19 protein-coding genes are annotated in these 20,461 nt (G+C 65.8%); 10 read left to right on the top strand and 9 right to left on the bottom strand.

Going from position 1 to position 20,461, the window contains the following annotated elements:
• Positions 1-96: 96 nt before the first annotated feature.
• From BLS61_RS10810 to queF, 6 genes are all read left to right on the top strand, one after another.
• Positions 97-759, top strand: a complete 663-nt coding sequence (locus BLS61_RS10810) for a transglutaminase-like domain-containing protein (RefSeq protein WP_090430669.1) — start codon at positions 97-99, stop codon at positions 757-759.
• Between the two features lie 154 nt (positions 760-913).
• Positions 914-1,846, top strand: coding sequence for an ABC transporter ATP-binding protein (locus tag BLS61_RS10805; protein WP_090430667.1), 933 nt, complete (start codon positions 914-916; stop codon positions 1,844-1,846).
• Between the two features lie 11 nt (positions 1,847-1,857).
• Complete coding sequence (locus BLS61_RS10800) at positions 1,858-2,637, top strand: ABC transporter permease (RefSeq protein ID WP_090430878.1); 780 nt, start codon at positions 1,858-1,860, stop codon at positions 2,635-2,637.
• 253 nt (positions 2,638-2,890) lie between these two features.
• A complete protein-coding gene (locus BLS61_RS10795) occupies positions 2,891-3,913 on the top strand; it encodes an efflux RND transporter periplasmic adaptor subunit (protein ID WP_090430666.1) in 1,023 nt (340 codons plus the stop codon).
• Positions 3,910-6,978, top strand: coding sequence for an efflux RND transporter permease subunit (locus BLS61_RS10790; RefSeq protein ID WP_090430664.1), 3,069 nt, complete (start codon positions 3,910-3,912; stop codon positions 6,976-6,978). Before BLS61_RS10795 ends, BLS61_RS10790 begins: the two co-directional genes overlap by 4 nt.
• Before the next feature lie 172 nt (positions 6,979-7,150).
• The gene (gene queF, locus BLS61_RS10785; protein ID WP_090430662.1) at positions 7,151-7,981 is read left to right on the top strand and encodes an NADPH-dependent 7-cyano-7-deazaguanine reductase QueF; all 831 of its coding nucleotides are present in this window, start codon (positions 7,151-7,153) and stop codon (positions 7,979-7,981) included.
• A 45-nt stretch (positions 7,982-8,026) separates the two neighbouring features.
• Here the strand turns inward: queF and BLS61_RS10780 are convergent, their stop codons facing one another.
• The 3 genes from BLS61_RS10780 to BLS61_RS10770 all read right to left on the bottom strand — a co-directional run bounded on the left by BLS61_RS10780 (position 8,027) and on the right by BLS61_RS10770 (position 9,600).
• A complete protein-coding gene (locus BLS61_RS10780; RefSeq protein ID WP_090430659.1) occupies positions 8,027-8,293 on the bottom strand; it encodes a DUF4404 family protein in 267 nt (88 codons plus the stop codon).
• Positions 8,294-8,410: 117 nt separating this feature from the next.
• Positions 8,411-9,127, bottom strand: coding sequence for an HAD superfamily inactivated hydrolase PcrP (pcrP, locus tag BLS61_RS10775; RefSeq protein ID WP_090430657.1), 717 nt, complete (start codon positions 9,125-9,127; stop codon positions 8,411-8,413).
• Between the two features lie 62 nt (positions 9,128-9,189).
• Positions 9,190-9,600, bottom strand: coding sequence for an acyl-CoA thioesterase (locus tag BLS61_RS10770; RefSeq protein ID WP_090430655.1), 411 nt, complete (start codon positions 9,598-9,600; stop codon positions 9,190-9,192).
• Between the two features lie 104 nt (positions 9,601-9,704).
• On the opposite strand from BLS61_RS10770, the gene BLS61_RS10765 reads away from it, so the two are divergent.
• Positions 9,705-10,409 (top strand): MlaA family lipoprotein, encoded by a 705-nt coding sequence (locus BLS61_RS10765; RefSeq protein ID WP_090430654.1) that lies wholly within the window; start codon positions 9,705-9,707, stop codon positions 10,407-10,409.
• 67 nt (positions 10,410-10,476) lie between these two features.
• Here the strand turns inward: BLS61_RS10765 and BLS61_RS10760 are convergent, their stop codons facing one another.
• Positions 10,477-10,776: a PilZ domain-containing protein gene (locus BLS61_RS10760; protein ID WP_090430652.1), complete on the bottom strand. Its 300-nt coding sequence runs from the start codon at positions 10,774-10,776 to the stop codon at positions 10,477-10,479.
• Positions 10,777-10,989: 213 nt separating this feature from the next.
• Here BLS61_RS10760 and rssB point away from each other — a divergent pair, with 213 nt between their 5' ends.
• A complete protein-coding gene (rssB, locus tag BLS61_RS10755) occupies positions 10,990-12,174 on the top strand; it encodes a two-component system response regulator RssB (protein ID WP_090430650.1) in 1,185 nt (394 codons plus the stop codon).
• An 8-nt stretch (positions 12,175-12,182) separates the two neighbouring features.
• The gene (gene rssC, locus BLS61_RS10750; RefSeq protein ID WP_024308595.1) at positions 12,183-12,665 is read left to right on the top strand and encodes an anti-sigma factor antagonist RssC; all 483 of its coding nucleotides are present in this window, start codon (positions 12,183-12,185) and stop codon (positions 12,663-12,665) included.
• A gap of 143 nt (positions 12,666-12,808) precedes the next feature.
• On the opposite strand, the gene tal is transcribed toward rssC, so the two are convergent.
• The gene (gene tal / locus BLS61_RS10745) at positions 12,809-13,735 is read right to left on the bottom strand and encodes a transaldolase (RefSeq protein ID WP_090430647.1); all 927 of its coding nucleotides are present in this window, start codon (positions 13,733-13,735) and stop codon (positions 12,809-12,811) included.
• 195 nt (positions 13,736-13,930) lie between these two features.
• On the opposite strand from tal, the gene BLS61_RS10740 reads away from it, so the two are divergent.
• Positions 13,931-14,230, top strand: a complete 300-nt coding sequence (locus BLS61_RS10740) for a Fur family transcriptional regulator (protein ID WP_090430646.1) — start codon at positions 13,931-13,933, stop codon at positions 14,228-14,230.
• Here the strand turns inward: BLS61_RS10740 and dusA are convergent.
• From dusA to imuA, 4 genes are all read right to left on the bottom strand, one after another.
• Complete coding sequence (gene dusA / locus BLS61_RS10735; protein WP_090430644.1) at positions 14,227-15,222, bottom strand: tRNA dihydrouridine(20/20a) synthase DusA; 996 nt, start codon at positions 15,220-15,222, stop codon at positions 14,227-14,229. The two genes, BLS61_RS10740 and dusA, sit on opposite strands and share 4 nt — an antisense overlap.
• A gap of 104 nt (positions 15,223-15,326) precedes the next feature.
• On the bottom strand, positions 15,327-18,407 hold the full coding sequence (locus tag BLS61_RS10730; RefSeq protein ID WP_090430642.1) for an error-prone DNA polymerase: 3,081 nt from the start codon (positions 18,405-18,407) through the stop codon (positions 15,327-15,329).
• Positions 18,404-19,825 carry a Y-family DNA polymerase gene (locus BLS61_RS10725; RefSeq protein ID WP_090430640.1) on the bottom strand — a complete coding sequence of 474 codons (1,422 nt, stop codon included), beginning with the start codon at positions 19,823-19,825 and terminating at the stop codon, positions 18,404-18,406. Before BLS61_RS10725 ends, BLS61_RS10730 begins: the two co-directional genes overlap by 4 nt.
• A gap of 1 nt (position 19,826) precedes the next feature.
• Positions 19,827-20,444, bottom strand: a complete 618-nt coding sequence (gene imuA, locus BLS61_RS10720) for a translesion DNA synthesis-associated protein ImuA (RefSeq protein ID WP_090430638.1) — start codon at positions 20,442-20,444, stop codon at positions 19,827-19,829.
• Positions 20,445-20,461: the final 17 nt, after the last annotated feature.

Genomic DNA, 20,461 nt, shown 5'->3' with positions numbered 1-20,461 from the left:
CCACAAATGGCAACGGGGGCGGTGAGCTTGGCCGGATCGTCGTGAACGTCGGGCAATTGGCAGGTTTAGACTGAAGCGAACTTCAGGAGCCCCATCATGCAGAACTGTCTACGCCCCGGCCGCTTCATTGACAGTGACCATCCATTGGTAATCGAGTTCGCCGAACGTTGCCGTGGCGCCTCACGAGAACCGCGCAGTCAGGCCATCGCGCTCTATCTCGCGGTGCGCGACGAGATTCGCTACAACCCCTATTCATTCAGCCTCGATGCGCAGGCGCTGAAGGCCAGCCACGCGCTGACGGCCGGGGAGTCCTACTGCGTGCCCAAGGCCAATCTGCTCGCCGCATGCGCACGGCATTGCGGCATTCCTGCGCGTATCGGCCTGGCCGATGTGCGCAATCACCTGTCGACGCCGCGCCTGCTGGAGCTGCTGCGCAGCGAGGTGTTCGCCATGCACGGCTATACCGAGCTGTATCTGGGCGGGCGTTGGGTCAAGGCCACGCCGGCGTTCAACGAGGCGCTGTGCCGCGTATTCAAGGTGGCGCCGCTGGAGTTCGATGGCGTGCACGATAGCGTCTTTCATCCCTACAACGAGCGCGGCGAGCGCTACATGGAATACCTGCAGGACCACGGCCAGTTCGAGGATCTGCCGCAGCAGCTGTTCTTCGAGCACCTGCGCGGTTGCTATCCGCATCTGTTCGAGGCCGGCGCGCTGGAATTGAGCGGCGACATGCAGCGTGAGGCGGCAGCTATCGACTGAGTCGATAGTCAAGATCGTCAGGACGGCCTTTTCTCCGCGCGTCAGGGTCGGTAGGGTGCATGCCAGCACGGAATGGGCGAAACACGCGGTTGCAATCGAGCGCCTTCGCCCTCATCTACCCTGACTCCACTCTCGCGCGGGAAACCCCATCTTCATGAGCTCCGCCCTGACCATCCGCCAGTTGACCAAGACCTACGGAAACGGCTTCCAGGCCCTGCACGGTATCGATCTGGACGTCGCCGAAGGTGATTTCTTCGCCTTGCTCGGCCCCAATGGCGCCGGTAAATCCACCACCATCGGCATCCTTTCCACGCTGGTGAACAAGAGCAGCGGCACGGTCAGCGTGTTCGGCCACGACCTCGATCGCGAACCCTACGCGCTCAAGCGCTGCCTGGGCGTGGTGCCGCAGGAATTCAACTTCAACCAGTTCGAGAAGGTGTTCGACATCGTCGTCACCCAGGCCGGCTACTACGGCATTCCGCGCTCGATCGCCAAGGAGAGGGCCGAGCAGTACCTGACCCAGCTCGGCCTGTGGGAAAAGCGCGACGTCGCTTCGCGCGAGCTGTCCGGCGGCATGAAACGCCGCCTGATGATCGCCCGCGCCCTGGTGCATCAGCCGCGCCTGCTGATTCTCGACGAGCCCACTGCCGGGGTGGACATCGAGCTGCGCCGCTCGATGTGGAGCTTTCTCACCGAGCTGAACCAGCAGGGTATCACCATCATCCTCACCACCCATTACCTGGAAGAGGCCGAGCAGCTGTGCCGCAACATCGGCATCATCGACCACGGCCGCATCGTCGAGCTGAGCAGCATGAAGAACCTGCTCAAGAAGCTGCACGTCGAGACCTTCCTGCTCGATCTGAAGGACTCCTACAGCGAGGCGCCGAGGCTGACGGGCTATCCGGCGCGCCTGGTCGATCACCACACCCTGGAGGTGCAGGTGGAGAAGAGCCAGGGCCTCAATGCGCTGTTCCAGCAACTGGCGCAGCAGCAGGTGCAGGTGCTGAGCCTGCGCAACAAGAGCAATCGCCTGGAGGAGCTGTTCGTCTCCCTGGTGGAAAAGAACCTGGCCAAGGTGGCGCAATGAATACCCAGTATCTGAACAGCGAATTTGCCGCCAACCTGGTGGCCCTGCGTACCATCGTTCATCGCGAGGTGCGCCGTTTCCTGCGTATCTGGCCGCAGACCCTGTTGCCGCCGGCGATCACCATGGTTCTGTACTTCGTCATCTTCGGTAACCTGATCGGCCGGCAGATCGGCGACATGGGCGGCTTCAGCTACATGGAGTACATCGTGCCGGGGCTGATCATGATGTCGGTGATCACCAACAGCTACGGCAACGTGGTGTCGAGCTTCTTCGGCAGCAAGTTCCAGCGCAACGTCGAGGAACTGCTGGTCTCGCCGGTATCGCCGCACACCATCCTCATCGGCTTCGTCATCGGTGGCGTGCTGCGCGGGCTGGCGGTGGGTGTGATCGTCACCATCCTGTCGCTGTTCTTCACCCACCTGCAGGTGCATCACCTGGGTGTGACCGTGCTGGTGGTGCTGCTGACGGCGACCATCTTTTCTCTTGGCGGCTTCGTCAACGCGGTGTTCGCACGCAACTTCGACGACATTTCGATCGTGCCTACCTTCGTGCTGACGCCGCTGACCTACCTGGGCGGGGTGTTCTATTCCATCACTCTGTTGCCGCCGTTCTGGCAGGCGGTGTCGCTGGGCAATCCGATCCTGCATATGGTCAACGCCTTCCGCTACGGCATTCTCGGCGTGTCGGACATCCGTATCGGCGTGGCCATCGGCTTCATGCTGCTGGCCACCGCCGTGCTCTATGCGCTGTGCATTCGCCTGCTGGTCAGCGGCCGCGGCATGCGTCAGTGACGTTGCCACTCATGTAGGAGCGGATTTATCCGCGATTTTCGCGGCGCAGGCCGCGCCGGTAGCCCCGGATGAAATCCGGGGTATGGCTGCCGGCTCCCCGGATTTCATCCGGGCTACCGTTGAATGCTCGCGGCTGAAGCCGCTCCTACAGACTGTGGCGGCGCCAGAAAAAACATAGCGAAATAACTTGCGCTCCTGTCAGTAACGCAGCGGCCGGTTAGACTCCGCCTCTACCGAGAAAAAGGGGCTGATCATGACCGTGCTGTTACGTGCTCTTCCATGGTTGTTGCTGGGTGCATTCGCTCTGCCTGCGAGCGCAGCCGAGGGGCCAATGGTCGAGGTGGTGGCGGTACGGCAGATGGAGGTGCGCGACGAGCTGATCACCTTCGGATCGCTGCGCTCCGATGAATCGGTGATGATTCGTCCGGAGGTGGAGGGGCGCCTGGCAACCCTGCATTTTCGTGAAGGCCAGGCGGTGACCGCCGGCGACCTGCTGATCAGCCTCGACGACGCCATTGCCCGCGCCGAATTCGCCCAGGCCCGGGCCAATCTCGATCTCGCCGAGAAGAACCACCAGCGCGCGCAGATGCTGTTCCAGCGTGGCGCCAGCAATGCCCAGGCGCTGGACGAGGCGCAGAGCCAGCTGCAGGCCGCCCGTGCCAGCCAGGCCCTGGCCCAGGCGCGACTGGACAAGACCCAGATCAAGGCCCCCTACGACGGCACGCTCGGCCTGCGCCAGGCCAGCGTCGGCGACTACCTGAGCGCCGGGCAGAACATCGTCAACCTGGAGGTGCTCGACCCGCTCAAGGTCGACTTCCGCATTCCGCAGAAGGCCGTGTCCCAGGTGCGTCTTGGCCAGACCGTGGAAATCACCCTCGACACCTACCCGAACGAGCGCTTTCGTGGCGAGATCTACGCCATCAACCCGCGCCTGGACGAAGCCGGGCGTAGCCAGGCCATTCGCGCGCATATCGGCAACGACGATCGTCGCCTGCGCCCGGGCCAGTTCGTCCGGGTCTCGGTGATTCTCGAAGAACGGTCCAATGCCCTGGTGATTCCCGAGGAAGCGGTGATGCCGCAGGGCGACAAGCTGCTGGTCAATCTGGTGGTCGACGGCAAGGTCGAGCGCCGCGAGGTGACGCTGGGCAAGCGCTTCGATGGCCTGGTCGAGGTGCGCGAAGGCCTGCAGGGCGACGAAACGCTTATCAGCGCCGGCTGGCAGCGAGTACGCGAAGGGCTGGCGGTACGCACCAAGAGCGGGGAGCGCCAGCTGTGACACTTTCCGATGTCTGCATTCGCCGGCCGGTATTCGCCGCCGTTCTGTCGCTGATCGTGGTGCTCTTGGGGCTGATGGCCTACGACCGCCTCAACGTGCGCGAATACCCCAATATCGACGTGCCCATCGTCACCGTGCAGGTCACCTATCCCGGCGCCAGCCCGGAAATCATGGAGTCGCAGGTGGCGCAGCCGGTGGAGGACGTGCTCTCCGGCATCGAGGGGCTGGATTTCGTCACCTCCATCAGTCGTGCGGAAAACACCCAGATCACCGCGCAGTTCCGTCTCGGGCGCAGCGCCGACGAGGCGGCCAACGACGTGCGCGACCGCCTGGGGCGGGTGCGCAACCTGCTGCCGGACGAGGTGGACGAGCCCATCGTGCAGAAGGTCGAGGCCGATGCCCAGCCGGTGGTCTGGATCGCCTTCCATAGCCAGCAGCACAGTGCCATGGAAATCACCGATGTGCTGGAGCGGGTGATCAAGGACCGCCTGCAGACCATTCCCGGTGTGTCCGAGGTGCAGGTGCGCGGTGCGCGGACGTTTTCCATGCGTATCTGGCTCGACCCGGAGAAGCTCGCCGCGCACAACCTCACCGTGCAGGACGTGGAGGATGCCCTGCGCCGGCAGAACGTGGAGATTCCGGCCGGGCGCATCGAGTCGCGCGAGCGCGAATTCAGCGTGCTGTCGGAAACCGATCTGCGCACCCCGGAGCAGTTCAACGAGCTGATCCTCGATGATTCGCAGGGTTACCTGCTGCGTCTGTCCGATGTCGGTCGCGCCGAAGTGGGGCCGCGTGACGAACGTACCGTGGTGCGCTTCAATGGCCTGCCGGCGGTGACCCTGGGGCTGGTCAAGCAGGCCACGGCCAACCCGCTGGATATCTCCGATGGCCTCGAGGCGGCCTGGGACGATGTCAGGGCGCTGTTGCCCGACGGCATGAACATGACCGTGGCCAACGACAACTCGCAGTTCATCCGCGAATCCATCGACAACGTCTTCACCACTATCTGGGAAGCCGTGGCGCTGGTCATTCTGATCATCTTCATCTTCCTGCGCTCGCTGCGTGCGACGCTGATCCCGCTGGTGACCATCCCGGTGTCGCTGATCGGCGCCTTCGCCCTGATGTCGCTGATGGGCTTCACCATCAATACCCTGACGCTGCTGGCCATGGTCCTGGCCATCGGTCTGGTGGTGGACGACGCCATCGTCATGCTGGAGAACATCCATCGCCATATCGAGGCGGGGATGAAGCCGGTGCAGGCCGCCTTCAAGGGCAGCCGCGAGATCGCCTTCGCGGTGATCGCCATGACGCTGACCCTGGCCGCCGTGTTCGCCCCGATCGGCTTCATGCAGGGCACCACCGGCAAGCTGTTCACCGAGTTCGCCTGGACGCTGGCCGGCTCGGTGCTGGTGTCCGGTTTCGTCGCCCTGACGCTGACACCGATGATGTGCGCGGTGATGCTCAAGCCGCACCAGCACGAGCAGCGCCACGGCCGTGTATACAACCTGATCGAGGGCTTTCTCAACGGCCTCACCTATAGCTACAAGCACAGCCTGGATCGTGCCCTGCGTGCCTGGCCGCTGGTGATCGGTGTGCTGCTGGCGGCCTTCGTGCTGTGTGCGTGGCTGTTCAGCGGCCTGCGTTCGGAGCTGGCGCCCACCGAGGACACCGGAACCATCGTTGGCGTGTTCAATGGCCCGGACGGCGCCACCATCGACTACACCGCGCGCTACGCCCGCGAGGTGGAGGCGGCCTACGCCAGCATTCCCGAAACCAATCGCTACCTGGTCATCGCGGGCTTCCCGACCGTGGCCCAGGGCATTTCCTTCATGAAGCTGGAGGACTGGGGCGACCGTGCGCGCAGCCAGTTCGAGATCCGCAACGAGCTGCTGCCGAAACTGCAGGACATTGCCGGCATGCGCGTCACCCCGGTCAACCGCCCGCCGCTGGGGCAGAGCGCGCGCAACCAGCCGATCAATTTCGTCATCCGCTCGTCGATGGAGTACGCCGAGCTGCAGGGCTATGTCGACCAGCTGATGGAGCGCATGCGCGACTATCCGGGCCTGGAGGGGCTGGACAGCGACCTCAAGCTCAACTCGCCGCAGCTCAAGATCACCGTCAACCGCGAGCAGGCGGTGGCGGTCGGTACCGACGTATCGGTGATCGGCCGCAGCCTGGAGAGCCTGTTCGGCAGCCGCCAGGTGACCCGCTTCAAGCAGAATGGCGAGCAGTACGACGTGCTGGTGCAGCTGCAGGATATCGACCGCAGCAATCCGCAGGACCTGGATCGCGTCTACGTGCGTGATCGCGACGGCGGCATGGTGCAGCTGTCCAACCTGATCGAGGTGCGCGAAACCGTGGCACCGCGCGAACTCAACCACTTCAACCAGCTGCGCGCGGTGACCATCAGCGCCAACGTCGGCGCCGGCTATACCCTGGGCGAGGCGCTGGACTACCTGGAGGCCGGCGCGCGTGCGGTATTCCCGCCGGAGACGCAGTACGACTACACCGGCACCTCGCGCGACTTCAAGGAATCCAGCTCGGGCATCCTGCTGATCTTCGCCCTGGCCCTGGCGTTCATCTTCCTGGTGCTGGCCGCGCAGTTCGAAAGTTTCAGTGACCCGCTGATCATCCTGTTCAGTGTGCCCTTGTCGATGGCCGGCGCCTTGCTGGCGCTGAAGCTGTTCGGCGGCACCTGGAACATCTACTCGCAGATCGGCCTGGTGACCCTGATCGGCCTGATCACCAAGCACGGCATCCTCATCGTCGAGTTCGCCAACCAGTTGCTGCGTGAGGGCAGGGCGTTGCGTGAGGCGGTGATCGAGGCCTCGGTGCAGCGTCTGCGACCGATCCTGATGACCACCGGCGCCATGGTCCTGGGCTCGCTGCCGCTGGCCATCGCCACCGGTGCCGGCGCCGAGAGTCGCCAGCAGATCGGCCTGGTGATCGTTGGCGGGCTGCTGGTGGGCACTTTCTTCACCCTTTACGTGATCCCCACGCTGTACCTGCTGCTGCGCCGCTGGGCACCGCTGCGGATGATCGAGGAGGAGCCCGCCGCGGCATGAGCCTGTCAGGAGCATTCTGGTGCGCACGGCGCACCCTACGTTTACTAGGGCGCCCTTGGCCTGACGTAGGGTGCGCCGTGCGCACCGAGCAAACCTGGAGCTCGCTGCGGGTGCGGCTGGGCGGTCAACCCGGTAAACTCGCCCGGTTTTTCGCCAACCCGGATCCCGCCCCATGCAACACCCCGCCGAACATTCCCCGCTGGGTAAGTCCAGCCAGTACATCGCCGAATACAGCCCAGAGCTGCTGTTCCCCATCTCGCGCACCACCAAGTGGGCGGAGCTGAGCCTCGACGGCGCCAACCTGCCGTATCGGGGCGTGGACTACTGGAACTGCTACGAGCTGTCCTGGCTGCTGCCGTCCGGCAAGCCGGTGGTGGCCATCGGCGAGTTCGCCATTCCTGCCGATTCGCCGAACATCATCGAGTCCAAATCCTTCAAGCTCTATCTCAACTCGCTGAACCAGACCGCGTTCGCCAGTTGGGATGAGGTGCAGGCCACCCTGGCGCGCGATCTGTCGGCCGTGGCCGGCAAGCCGGTGGCGGTGCGCCTGCGTGCGCTGGCCGAGGTAGCTGCCGAGGGCGTGGCGACGCTGCCGGGGCAGTGCATCGATGAGCTGGACGTCAGCGTCAGCCAGTACGCCCATCCGCAGCCGGAGCTCTTGCGTTGCGACGCGAGCCGCGTGGTGGAGGAGAGCCTGCACAGCCATCTGCTGAAATCCAACTGTCCGGTCACCGGCCAGCCGGACTGGGGCAGTCTGGTGGTCGAGTACCGCGGCGCGGCGCTGGATCACGCCAGCCTGCTGGCTTATCTGGTGAGCTTCCGCCAGCATGCCGACTTCCACGAGCAGTGCGTGGAGCGCATCTTCCTCGATCTGCAGCGCCTGCTGCAGCCGCAGACCTTGACCGTCTATGCGCGCTACGTGCGCCGCGGCGGGCTGGATATCAACCCGTACCGCAGCACCGAGGCGACCACCGCGGACAACACCCGCCTGGCCCGCCAGTAGGTCAGGCCCACGGACACCCCAGCTGGCTCGCCTTTAGCCTGAGGCTCAGATACCCATATTGGCCAGGCTCTGCATGATGTTGCGCAGGGTGCCGGCGAGCGTGGGGTGGCTGGCTTCGAAACGTTCCACCGCCAGGTTGACGCCATCGACCAGTGTGGCGTCGGGAGCGGCCGCGGCCTGGCGCGCCAGTTGCACTTCGATTTCCTGAATCAGCAGGTAAAGCGATGCCCGTTCTTCCTCGCTGAGCGGCGTGCCCTGAGCCAGTTGCTCATGAAGGGCTTCCAGTTGCTGCTGCAGGTCATTGGCTGGCATAGGGTTCTCCCTTGTCGAATTGGCATAGGCATTGACCGTGATCGGTAGCCGAAGGTTTCTGCCTGCTTCAAGGGTAATCCAAGCGCGTCGGCTTTGCCTGACCGGGGTCAAGCCGTTTCAGGGCTTTTCGCCCTTGTGCCGGCGCATGCCGATATCGTCGAGGCTGGCCTCGATCTCGCCCAGGTGATCGACCACTGAATGCACGCCCAAACGGTAGAGCTGCAACGTGGCTTCGGCGCGCAAACGCTCCTGCTCGCCTGCACCGAGCGCCAGCCAGTCGGCCGGGGCCTGGCCGCACAGCGGGCCGCAGGCGGCCAGACCGATGGTCCAGCAGCCGGCATTGAGCCCGGCCTGCAGCAGCAGGGGGTTGCCGCTGACGACGATACAGCCGTCAAGACGCTCGACGCCCAGTTGGCTCAACGCCTGCCAGCAGCTGTCCGGGGCAGGCCATGGCCGGGCCTGGCGAGTGGTCACCGCTTGCACCGGGGTCGGCAGCGCCTGAGCCAGACGCAGGCTGGCATCGGCTGGCAGGTCGTCCAGCCAGGCGCAGGGCGTGCCGTTGCCATGCAGAACTTGCAGCAGCGCTGATGCGCCAGGGGTCAGCTCGGCATGTTCGCTCGCGACCTGGCCGAGCATCTGCTCCAGCGCCTGCAGCTGCGCTGCCGTGGCCGGTTTGTCGAGCAGGGCTTCCAGTGCCTGTCGAGGTGTGCCCGCGATGGGCTGGGGGGCGCGCTCGGGGTGCAAGCGCTGCAATGCGACGGGCAGTGTGCGTGCGCCGAAGTCGACCAGGCAGCCGGACAGTTGAAAGATCAGGGCGGTGCAGGGGGAGGGCATGGGATCATCCGTGGCAATGGCCCAGGCCAAGTTAGCGGCAGCGGATGACCGGAATATGACCGTCAGGTGACGGCGAACAGGGCGCGTACGGTCTCGGGCAGTGGCACCGACTGGCCGCTGCCATGGTCGATCCATACCAGCTTGCAGTAGCCTTCGCCGTAGAGCGTCAGCGGGTCCTCCAGGGTGCTCAGGCGGTGCTCGATGACCAGGCTGCTGCGGCCCATGGCACCGGCCCTCAGCTCCACCACCACGGTGGCGGGGTGCACCACGGGCTTCAGGTAAGTGTGCTGGGTCTGCAGTATCACCGGGCCGAACGGCACGTTGCTCATGGCCACGCCGGCCAGTTCGAACCAGGCGACACGGGCTTCCTCCAGATACTGCATGTAGATGATGTTGTTGACGTGCCCATAGCTGTCCATGTCGCCCCAGCGTACGGGAATGTGTGCGGTGTGCAGCAAGGTTTCATCGGTCATCGCTTTTCTTCGCTATGCTGCCCAATGAGGGCTCCAGGCTTTATACTACGCGGCCTTCCGGCCGCTGGCGGTGGCCACACCATTTCCCTCAAGGAGAGATTTCAATGCATGTGATCGGTGCTCGCTGGTTCGCGCGCCTGGGCGGCCTGATGGCCCTCGTCGGCCTGAGCCTGTTGCCTGCCATGAGCCAGGCCGCTTCGGAAGAGGACCCTTGGGAAGGTTTCAACCGAGCCATGTTCCGCTTCAACGATACCCTCGACACCTATGCGCTCAAACCCGTGGCGCAGGGTTACCGAGCCGTTACGCCGCAGTTTCTCGAAGATGGCGTGCACAATGTCTTCGGTAATGTCGGCGATGTCGGCAACCTGGCCAACAACCTGCTGCAGGGCAAGCTGCACAACGCCGGTGTGGACACCGGCCGTCTGATCTTCAATACCACCTTCGGCCTGTTGGGCTTCTTCGACGTGGCCAAGCACATGGGCCTGCGCAAGAACGACGAGGATTTCGGTCAGACCCTCGGGGTCTGGGGCCTGGACAGTGGCCCGTACCTGGTCATTCCGTTCCTCGGCCCGAGCACCGTGCGCGATGCCACGGGGCGAGTACCGGACAGCTTCCTGACGCCCTATCCGTACATCGACCATGTGCCGACCCGCAACGTCACTCGCGGCGTCCAGGTCGTCGATACGCGTGCCAACCTGCTGCAGGCCGAGCGCCTGATCAGCGGCGACAAGTACGTCTTCATTCGCAATGCCTACCTGCAGAGCCGCGAATTCAAGATCAAGGATGGGCAGGTCGAAGACGACTTCTGAGCATCGGAAGCAGTCTGTAGAGACGAAAAAGGCGGCCCACAGGCCGCCTTTTTCGTAAAAGCAGATTTCAGCTCATGGAGATGATCGCCAGCCCGAGCGACTGCCGGCCATCGCCCAGGTCACTTATCCGGACCACCTCGGCCTGGGCATCGAGACCGGCCAGTTCGCTGTGTTCGGAGGGGATGTGGACCTTGACCTTGTCACCCATGCTCAGGGCGACTTCGGCCTCGATCTGCATGCCGGTACTGGAGAGATCCAGGCACAGTGCAGGGATTTCCCGGCCAGCATGATGGAGGACGACTGCTGCTTCCAGTCGCATGCGGATGTAGTCGCGTTTCTCGCTGTAGGCTCGATCATTCTGACTCATGGACCCTGTCCTCTTCTTATGAGCTCTTCCGCGGCTCTTATAACCCCCGCCGATTTGACCTGTAAAGCCGCCGAACGACGACCGGTCCCGGCTTGAATCGGCCGGCAGATGGGAGTACCGTCTGCCCCTTGAAATCGCCCTGGCGCCAATGATGCGGCGCCGCGCTACGGGCAGTGACTCCAATTGCCCTGGCGCAGTTTGCCTGGATACCCCATGCACAAAACCAGTGCCACTCTGCTGATCATCGACGACGACGATGTCGTACGTGCAAGCCTCGCGGCCTACCTCGAGGACAGCGGCTTCAAGGTGTTGCAGGCCAACAACGGTTTGCAGGGGCTGGAAGTGTTCCAGCAGGAAGGCCCCGACCTGATGATCTGTGACCTGCGCATGCCGCAGGTCGATGGTCTCGAACTGATTCGACGCATCAACGCGCTCGGCGTGGAAGTCCCGGTGATCGTGGTTTCCGGTGCCGGCGTGATGAACGATGCCGTCGAGGCCCTGCGTCTGGGCGCTGCCGACTACCTGATCAAACCCCTCGAAGACCTCGCCGTGCTGGAGCACTCGGTGCGCCGCGCGCTGGATCGTTCCCGCCTGCGCGTCGAGAACCAGCGCTATCGCGAGAAGCTGGAGGCGACCAACCGCGAGCTGCAGGCCAGCCTGCACCTGCTGCAGGAAGATCAGAACGCCGGCCGCCAGGTGCAGATGAACATGCTGCCGGTGACGCCCTGGCAGGTCGATGGCCTGACCTTCGCTCACCAGATCATTCCGTCGCTGTACCTGTCCGGTGATTTCGTCGATTACTTCCGTATCGACGAGCGGCGCATCGCCTTCTATCTGGCCGACGTTTCCGGTCATGGCGCGTCCTCGGCATTCGTCACCGTGCTGCTCAAGTTCATGACCACGCGCCTGCTCTACGAGTGGCGGCGTGGCGGCACGCTGCCCGAGTTCAAACCCTCCGATGTGCTCGGTCACATCAACCGCGGCCTGATCAACTGCAAGCTGGGCAAGCACGTGACCATGCTCGGTGGGGTGATCGACGAGCAGAGCGGCCAGCTCACCTACAGCATCGGCGGGCATCTCCCGCTTCCGGTGCTGTTCGAGAACGGCCAGGCGCGTTACCTGGAGGGGCGTGGGCTGCCGGTCGGCCTGTTCGCAGAGGCCGAATATGGCGACCTGGTGATGGAGCTGCCGGAGTCTTTCAGCCTGACCCTGCTTTCGGACGGCATTCTCGACCTGTTGCCGGGCGACACGCTGAAAGAGAAGGAATTGGCGTTGCCACAACTGGTTAGTCAGGCTGGCGGAACCTTGAGCGGTTTGCGTCAAGTTCTCGGTCTGGCCAATCTGGGCGAGATGCCGGATGATATCGCCTTGCTGGTGTTGAGCAGGAACCTTGCATGAATCCTGGGATAAGCCCCGGTCGTATCCAATTCGCCGAGCAGGATGGCACCTTCGTCCTCAAGTTCGTCGGTGAAGTCCGTCTGACGCTGTGTTCAGCACTGGATGCCACGATTGAAAAGATTTTCACCGCGCTGAATTTTTCGGCGATCGTCATTGACCTGACCGAGACTCGCAGTATCGACAGCACCACGCTCGGTTTGCTGGCGAAATTGTCCATCCTGTCGCGGCAGAAGGTGGGTCTGTTGCCGACCGTTGTCACCACTCATGACGACATCACCCGCCTGCTGGAGTCCATGGGGTTCGATCAGGTGTTCAATATCGTTGATCGGCCGATTCCGTGTCCGGAATGCCTGGACGATCTGCCGTCGCAGGACCAGTCCGAAGAAGTGGTCAAGGCCAAGGTGCTGGAAGCGCACCGCATCCTGATGGGGCTCAACGACTCCAACCGCGAGGCGTTCCACGATCTGGTCAGCGCGCTCGAGCGGCACTGACCTGCCGCCGTTGTTATTTCCGTAGGGCGCGCTGTGCGCACCGACTGATTCAAAGAAAGCCTCAGGTGCGCAAGGGCGCACCCTACTTATTTATCTCGTCGTATTCGAAAGGGGCGTCAGCTTGGCTGGCGCCCCTTTTGGGTTCAGGCCTTGGCGGCCAGCAGGGCTTCGAGCGCTTCCTGATCGCGGGCGAACAGGCGAATGCCCTCGGCCAGTTTCTCGGTGGCCATGGCGTCCTCATTCAGGGCCCAGCGGAAGGCACCTTCGTCGAGGCTCTGGCGAGGTTCGCCGGTTGCGCCGGGCTGTAGCTGACGGCTCAGTTGGCCATCGTCCTCGGCCAGTTTCTGCAGCAGCTCGGGGCTGATGGTCAGGCGGTCGCAGCCGGCCAGCGCCTCGATCTGACCGAGGTTGCGGAAGCTCGCGCCCATAACCACGGTGTCGTAGCCGTTGGCCTTGTAGTAGTCGTAGATGCGCGTGACCGACTGCACCCCGGGGTCTTCGCTGCCCGCGAAATCGCGGCCCTCGGCCTTCTTGTACCAGTCGTAGATGCGCCCGACGAACGGCGAGATGAGGAACACCCCGGCATCGGCGCAGGCCTGGGCCTGGGCGAAGGCGAACAGCAGGGTCAGGTTGGTCTGCACCCCGGCTTTTTCCAGTTGCTCGGCGGCGCGGATGCCTTCCCAGGTCGAGGCGATCTTGATCAGCACGCGGTCGCGGCCGATGCCGGCCTTTTCATACAGACCGATCAGGCGCTCGGCGCGGCGCAGGGTGGCGTCGGTGTCGAATGACAGACGCGCATCGACCTCGGTGGAAATCCGCCCCGGGATCACCTTGAGAATCTCCTGGCCGACGGCCACCGCAAACTGGTCGCAGGCCAGGCCCAGGTCACCCTGGCCGGCGCTCACCGCCTGGTTCAGCAGGTCGGCGTAGCGGGGCAGGGCGGCGGCCTTGAGCAGCAGCGAGGGGTTGGTGGTGGCATCCACCGGTTGCAGGCGGGCGATGGCGTCGAGGTCGCCGGTGTCGGCGACTACGGTGGTGAACTGCTTGAGTTGTTCCAGCTTGGAGGTCATGACGAGGCCTTGTCGTTGCAGATGGCATGACCTTACCCGAGGCGCCGCGGGCGCTCAACGGGCGGGTCACTGACAAAATTTACCTTTTTGGGGCTGTGGTTTTCGTCGGTTCGTTCGTCTCTATCCATGACGGTGCGTCAGAACGCATCGAAGTCGGTGGAGTCCGACTGTAGACGAGCCGCCAAGGAGCCCAGTATGTCGACCCAAACCCAGCCTTCTCGTTCAGTTTCCGCAGGACCGGATACACGCCAGTGTCGTGAATGGCTGCAGGCTGCCGGGCTGCGCTTCAGCATGCCGCGGCTCAAGGTGGTGGAGGCGTTGTACAGCGCCAATGACGAACAGGGCATATCGGCGCGCGAGCTACACCGGCAACTGAGCGAGGCCGGCGAGCCGCTTTCGCTGGTCAGCGTACGACAGGTGTTGCGCCGCATGGAGGAGAACGGCCTGGTACAGGCCACCGGGCGCAGCCGTTATCGCCTCAGTGCGCCCGATTAATGCCCGCGCAGCAGTTCGGCGGCCTGGTCGAGCAGTCCCAGCGGGTCCTGCACCTTGTGAATGTCCACCGACAGCAGCTGGCGGAAGCGCCGCGCTCCGGGGAAGCCCTGGGCCAGGCCGAGCACATGGCGGCTGACGTGATGCAGGGTGCCGCCCTCGCGCAGGTGCTGCTCGACGTAGGGTTTCAGGGCGAGCAGGGCGTCCATGCGGGTGATGCCGGCGTGCGCGGCGCCGAACAGACGGCTGTCCACCTGCGCCAGCAGGTAGGGGTTGTGATAGGCCTCGCGGCCGAGCATCACGCCATCGAAGGTCTGCAGGTGCTGCTCGCATTCTTCCAGCGTCTTGATGCCGCCATTGAGGATGATTTCCAGGTCGGGGAAGTCCTGCTTGAGCTGCGCGGCAACGTCGTAGCGCAGCGGCGGAATCTCGCGGTTTTCCTTCGGTGACAGGCCCTCGAGGATGGCGATGCGGGCATGCACGGTGAAGCTGCGGCAGCCGGCCTCGCGCACCTGGCCGACGAAGTCGCACAGCTCGGCGTAGCTGTCGCGGCCATTGATGCCGATGCGATGCTTGACCGTCACCGGGATGTTCACGGCGTCCTGCATGGCCTTGACGCAGTCGGCCACCAGCGCCGGATGGCCCATCAGGCAGGCACCGATCATATTGTTCTGCACCCGGTCGCTGGGGCAGCCGACGTTCAGGTTCACCTCGTCGTAGCCATGTGCTTCGGCCATCTTCGCGCAGGCGGCCAGGTCCTGCGGGTTGCTGCCGCCCAACTGCAGGGCGATGGGGTGTTCGCACTCGCTGTAACGCAGGAAACGCTCGCGATCGCCATGGATCAGCGCGCCGGTGGTGACCATCTCGGTATAGAGCAGGGCGTGACGCGACAGCTGACGCAGGAAGAAGCGGCAGTGGCGATCGGTCCAATCCATCATCGGCGCGACGGAAAAGCGGCGGGACAGGGCGGGGCGGGTGGTGTTCTCTGGTTGCATAGACGTTCGGCTGAGTGGCGTTGTCCCGAGCACCGACAGGCTGGTCTGCAGGCGTTGGCGACAAAAAGGGCCGATAGTCTATCAAGAATGCCGGCTGGCCTGGGTCAGTGAAAATCCCGGCTCTTCACGTCGAGCCCGGTCAGCAGCGAGCTCAGGTCGACCAGGCGCCCGGCGATGACGTGGCGCACGCCGTCGGCGCTTTCCAGGTGGCCGTCGATGCGCAGCAGGCGTGATTGCAGCAGTACCCGGCGCTGGCGCTCGGCCAGGTCATGCCAGACCACCACGTTGATCATGCCGAACTCGTCTTCCAGGGTGACGAAGATCACCCCGCTGGCGGTCTGCGGGCGCTGGCGGCCGATCACCAGGCCGGCGACGCTGACCGGGCGGCCGTGCTCGACCGCGCCCAGTTCGCGCGAGCTGCGGCAGCGTTTGGCCTTCAGCCGCTGCCGCAGCAGCGCCAGCGGGTGCGGGCCGAGTGTGGTGCCGAAGGTGGCGTAATCCGTCAGCAGGTCTTCGCCGACCGTGGGCCGTGGCAGCGCCACGGGTTCTTCACGGCTGGAATGGCCGGCGAACAGCGGCAGCTGCGGTTCCACCCCGGCCACCGCCCAGCGGGCGCGGTAACGGTCGCCAGCCAGGCCGCCCAGGGCGCCAGCGTCCGCCAGGCATTCACGGGCGCGGGCATCCAGGGCGGCGCGGCGGCACAGGTCGGCCACATCAGTGAAGGGTGCCGTCTGCCGCGCCGCCTCGATGCGCAGGGCATCCTCCTCGCGAAAGCCGCGCAGCAGGCGCAGCCCCAGGCGGATTGCCGGCTGCTCGCCGCCACTTGGCTCCAGGCTGCAGTCCCAGGCGCTGTGGCGTACGTCCACCGGGCGCACCTCGATGCCGTGGCGGCGGGCGTCCTGCAGCACCTGGTCGGGGCTGTAGAAGCCCATCGGCCAGCTGTTGACCAGGGCGCAGGCGTAGGCGGCCGGCTCGTGGCATTTCAGCCAGCAGCTGGCGTAGGTGAGCAGGGCGAAGCTGGCGGCGTGGGATTCGGGGAAGCCGTAGCTGCCGAAGCCCTCGATCTGGCGGAAGATGCGCGCGGTGAATTCCGCCGTGTAGCCTTTTTCCAGCATGCGCGAGGTCAGCCGCTGGCGATGCGGCTCCAGCCCGCCGTGGCGCTTCCAGGCGGCCATCGAGCGACGCAGTTCGTCGGCCTCGCCGGGGCTGTAATCGGCGGCGACCATGGCCAGCTCCATCACCTGCTCCTGAAACAGCGGCACGCCGAGGGTGCGTGCGAACACCGGTCGTAATTCGTCTGAAGGATATTCCACCGGCTCCTCGTCGTTGCGCCGGCGCAGATAGGGATGAACCATGTCGCCCTGGATCGGCCCGGGGCGGACGATGGCCACCTGGATCACCAGGTCGTAGAAGGTCTTTGGGCGCAGGCGCGGCAGCATGGCCATCTGCGCGCGCGACTCGATCTGGAACACGCCGACGGTGTCGGCGCGGCTGATCATGGCGTAGGTCGCCGCATCCTCCTGCGGCAGGCTGGCCAGGGTCCAGCGCGTGCCGCGGTAGCGCTCGATCAGGGCGAAGCAGCGGCGCAGCGCGCTGAGCATGCCGAGGGCGAGGATATCGACCTTGAGCAGGCCGACCAGGTCAAGGTCGTCCTTGTCCCACTGAATCACGGTGCGCTCGGCCATGCTGGCGTTCTCCACCGGCACCAGGGTCTGCAGCGGGTGTTCGGAGATGACGAAGCCGCCCGGGTGCTGCGACAGGTGACGGGGAAAGCCGATCAGCTCGCCAGCCAGGGTCAGGATGCGGTGCAGCGACGGGCTGTCCGGGTCGAAGCCGGCCTCGCGCAGGCGCTCGGCGTCCGGTATGCGGTCGCTCCAGCGTCCGCAGCAGTCGGCCAGGGCGCCAACCTGGTCGGGCGGCAGGCCGAGCGCCTTGGCCACGTCGCGCAGTGCGCCGGCGCCGTGGTAGGTGCTGGCCACTGCTGTGAGCGCCGCGCGCTGGCGGCCATAGCGGCGAAACACGTACTGGATGACTTCCTCGCGGCGTTCGTGCTCGAAGTCGACGTCGATATCCGGCGGCTCGTTGCGCTCGCGCGAGAGAAAGCGCTCGAACAGCAGACGGCTGCCCGAATTGTCCGGGTTCAGTTCGGTGATGCCGAGAACGAAGCACACGGTCGAGTTGGCCGCCGAGCCACGGCCCTGGCAGAGGATGTGCTGCTCGCGGGCCCAGCGGACGATGTCGTGCACGGTGAGAAAATAGCTCTCGTACTCCAGCTCAGTGATCAGCTGCAGCTCATGCTCGACCTGCGCCCGCACCTTGGCGCTGGCGCCATCCGGCCAGCGCCAGCGCAGGCCTTGTTCGACCCGGTGACGCAACCAGGAGGCGGCATTGTGGCCGGCCGGCACCAGCTCGTGCGGGTATTGATATTTCAGCTGGTCGAGCTCGAAGTGGCAGCGCTCGGCGACTCGTAGCGTCTCGTCGAGCAATTCCTGCGGATACAGCTCGGCCAGTTCCTCGCGGCGGCGCAGGTGGCGCTCGCCGTTGGGAAACAGCCAGGCGCCTGCTTCGGCCACCGGCAGGTGCTGGCGGATGGCGGTCATGCAGTCCTGCAGGGCGCGGCGGCCGCGGGCGTGCATATGCACGTCGCCGCAGGCCAGGGCGGGAATGCCCAAGCTCGCGGCCAGGGCCTGCAACTGGCGCAGGCGGGCGGCATCGTCGGCGCCGCGGTGCAGTTCGATGCCCAGCCACAGGCGGTCGGCAAAACGCTGGCGCAACCAGCTGCCCTCGCTGTCGCTGGCCTGCGGTTCGGCCAGCCAGATCGCCAGCAGGCCGGCCAGCGGCGTGTCGAAGTCCTCGCGCAGCAGGCGGTAGCGACCCTTCTCGGCGCGGCGCCGGGCGACGGTGATCAGCCGGCACAGCGCCTGGTAGCCGGCCAGATCCTCGGCCAGCAGCACCAGCTTGGGGCCGCCTTCGATGGGCATCTCGCTGCCGACGATCAGCGCCAGGCCGGTCTCCCTGGCCGCCTGCCAGGCGCGCACGATGCCGGCGAGCGTGCATTCGTCGGTGATCGCCAGGGCCCGGTAGCCGAGGCGCGCGGCGCGCTCGAACAGCTCGCGGGCGCTGGAGGCTCCTCGTTGAAAGCTGAAATTGGACAGGCAGTGCAGCTCGGCGTAGTCGGGCGTCATGCGAACCAGCCATGCAACTGCAGCGGCCCTCTGCCGCCGACCGGGCGAAAGGCCCAGGCGCGCTGGCCGCTGCGGGTTTGCACCAGGTAATAGTCGCGGCGCAGGTCGCCGCCGTCCCACCAGCCCGATTCGATGCGCTCGGGCCCGGCGAGGATCAGCAGGCCGGCCTCGGCCAGCGGCTGCGGTTCGCCCAGCAGCCAGGCGGGACGCGGCCCGACGCTGGGCAGCGGCGGCGTGCGCCGGTCGCTTTCGGCCTGCCAGCTCTGCTCCGGGCGATGATCGGCGCGGACGCCAAGGCCCTGTACCGCCTCGTCGCCGAGGCGCGCACGTAGGCGTTCGCGCAGTTGCTCCCAGGGCAGCGACTGCTGCGGTCGCTCGTCGAACAGCTGACGGTGCTGCGGAGCGAAAGCGGGTAGCTCGCGGGCCTCCAGGCGCAGCGCCAGCACCGGCGCCGGCAGTTGCAGCTGCTCCAGGCGGCCGCGGGTCAGCTCCAGCAGCATGGCCGGATCGCGCTCGGCGCTGAGCAGACCCACCACGAGTTGGCTGGCCGGGCGATTGCGGTGCTCTAGATGCAGGGTGAAGCGCTGCACGCCGCTGTCGCGTCCGGCCAGGTAGGCGGCCAGATCGGCGGTCAGGCGGCGCAGCGGAAACAGCAGCGCCTGGTGCGACTCGACCTCGAAGTTGAGCTCGATACGCGCATCGAAGCGATCCGGCGGGCGGTAGAACTCCAGGGCCAGCGCCCGTTCGCCGAGCAGGCTGTCGAGGTGGCGCAGCAGCTCGGCCGGAAAGCGCCGCGCCAGGCCGTCACGCGGCAGGGCGAGCAACTGCTGCAGGCTGCGCAGGCCCATGCGGGCGAGGGCCGAGGCGGTCTCGCGGGGCAGGCCGATACGGTCGACAGGCAGGGGCTCGAGCGCGGCGCGCAGTTCGGCCGCGTCGCCGATTGCCAGGCCGTCGTGGACGTTGGCCAGCACGCGCGCGGCGACCGGATTGGGCGCCAGGGTGATGCGCTGCTGGAAACCCAGCTCGCCCAGCTCCCGGCGCAGGCGTGCCTCGAAGTGCGGCCAGGGGCCGAACAGGCCGAGGCTGGAACCCACTTCCAGCAACAGGCAGCGCGGGTAGTGCAGGCTGACCTGGGCGCTGAAACCATAGGCCCAGGCAGCGAGAAACTGCTGCCAGCGTTCGATGGCGGCAAGGTCATAGTCGGCGCTGGCGAAGCCACGGGTCAGCGCCTGCGCTGCGCTGAGCAACTGCCCGGGCTTGAGGCCCAGCGCCCGCGCCGCCGGGTTGACCGCCTGCAGCACGCGCCGCTGCGGCGGGCCGCCGAGCAGCACCAGCGGCTCGGTCGGCTCGATGCGCTGACGCATGACGCCATCGAGCGCCAGCTGCGGCAGCAGGATGCAGGCCCAGAGCGGGTTCATCTCAGGACCAGGCCGCGGCCGGCAGCGGCTGCGCCGGAGCCAGGCCGCCGCGGCACTTGAGCACGCGCAGCTGCGCCGGCCGGGCCTCGATGGCCAGGCGCAGGGCCGCCGGCGACGGGTTGATCGCCTCGCCCAATGGGCGGTAGGCGAAGGCCAGGGTCTGCCCGGTCTCGGCCGCCACCTGCAGGCGGCGCAGGGCGCGATCATCGGCCTGCTGCGGCCAGCACAGCACCGCGCCGCAACTGCCCGAACGCAGACATTGCTCGGCTGCCCACAGCGTGTCGCGGCCCTTAGCGTGGACGATGCTCAGTTGGCGCAGATCGACCTGCGCCGCCAACCAGGCCTGGGGGTAGGGCAGATGAGGCGGGGCGATGAGCACCACGCGCTCGCCGGCCTGGGTCAGCCGCGCCAGGGTCGGCCACAGCAGGCGCAGTTCGCCGATACCGGGAGCGGCCACCAGCAGCTCGCTCAGCGCCGAGTCGGGCCAGCCGCCGCCGGGCAGCAGGGCGTCCAACGCGGCATGCCCGGTCGCTTGGCGACTGGGCGCGCGGGCAACGTCCTGGGCACGCCAGAGGCGGCGACTGTCGAAGAGGTGCTCGAGGGCGACCACGGCAGACATGGCGGTGAAAGCTCCAA

Origin of the sequence: Ectopseudomonas guguanensis, from assembly GCF_900104265.1 — a bacterium.
In the GTDB taxonomy this organism is placed as follows: Bacteria; Pseudomonadota; Gammaproteobacteria; order Pseudomonadales; family Pseudomonadaceae; genus Aquipseudomonas; species Aquipseudomonas guguanensis.
The sequence above is the reverse complement of the archived record's forward strand: the minus strand, read 5'-3'. Positions and strand labels throughout refer to the sequence as shown.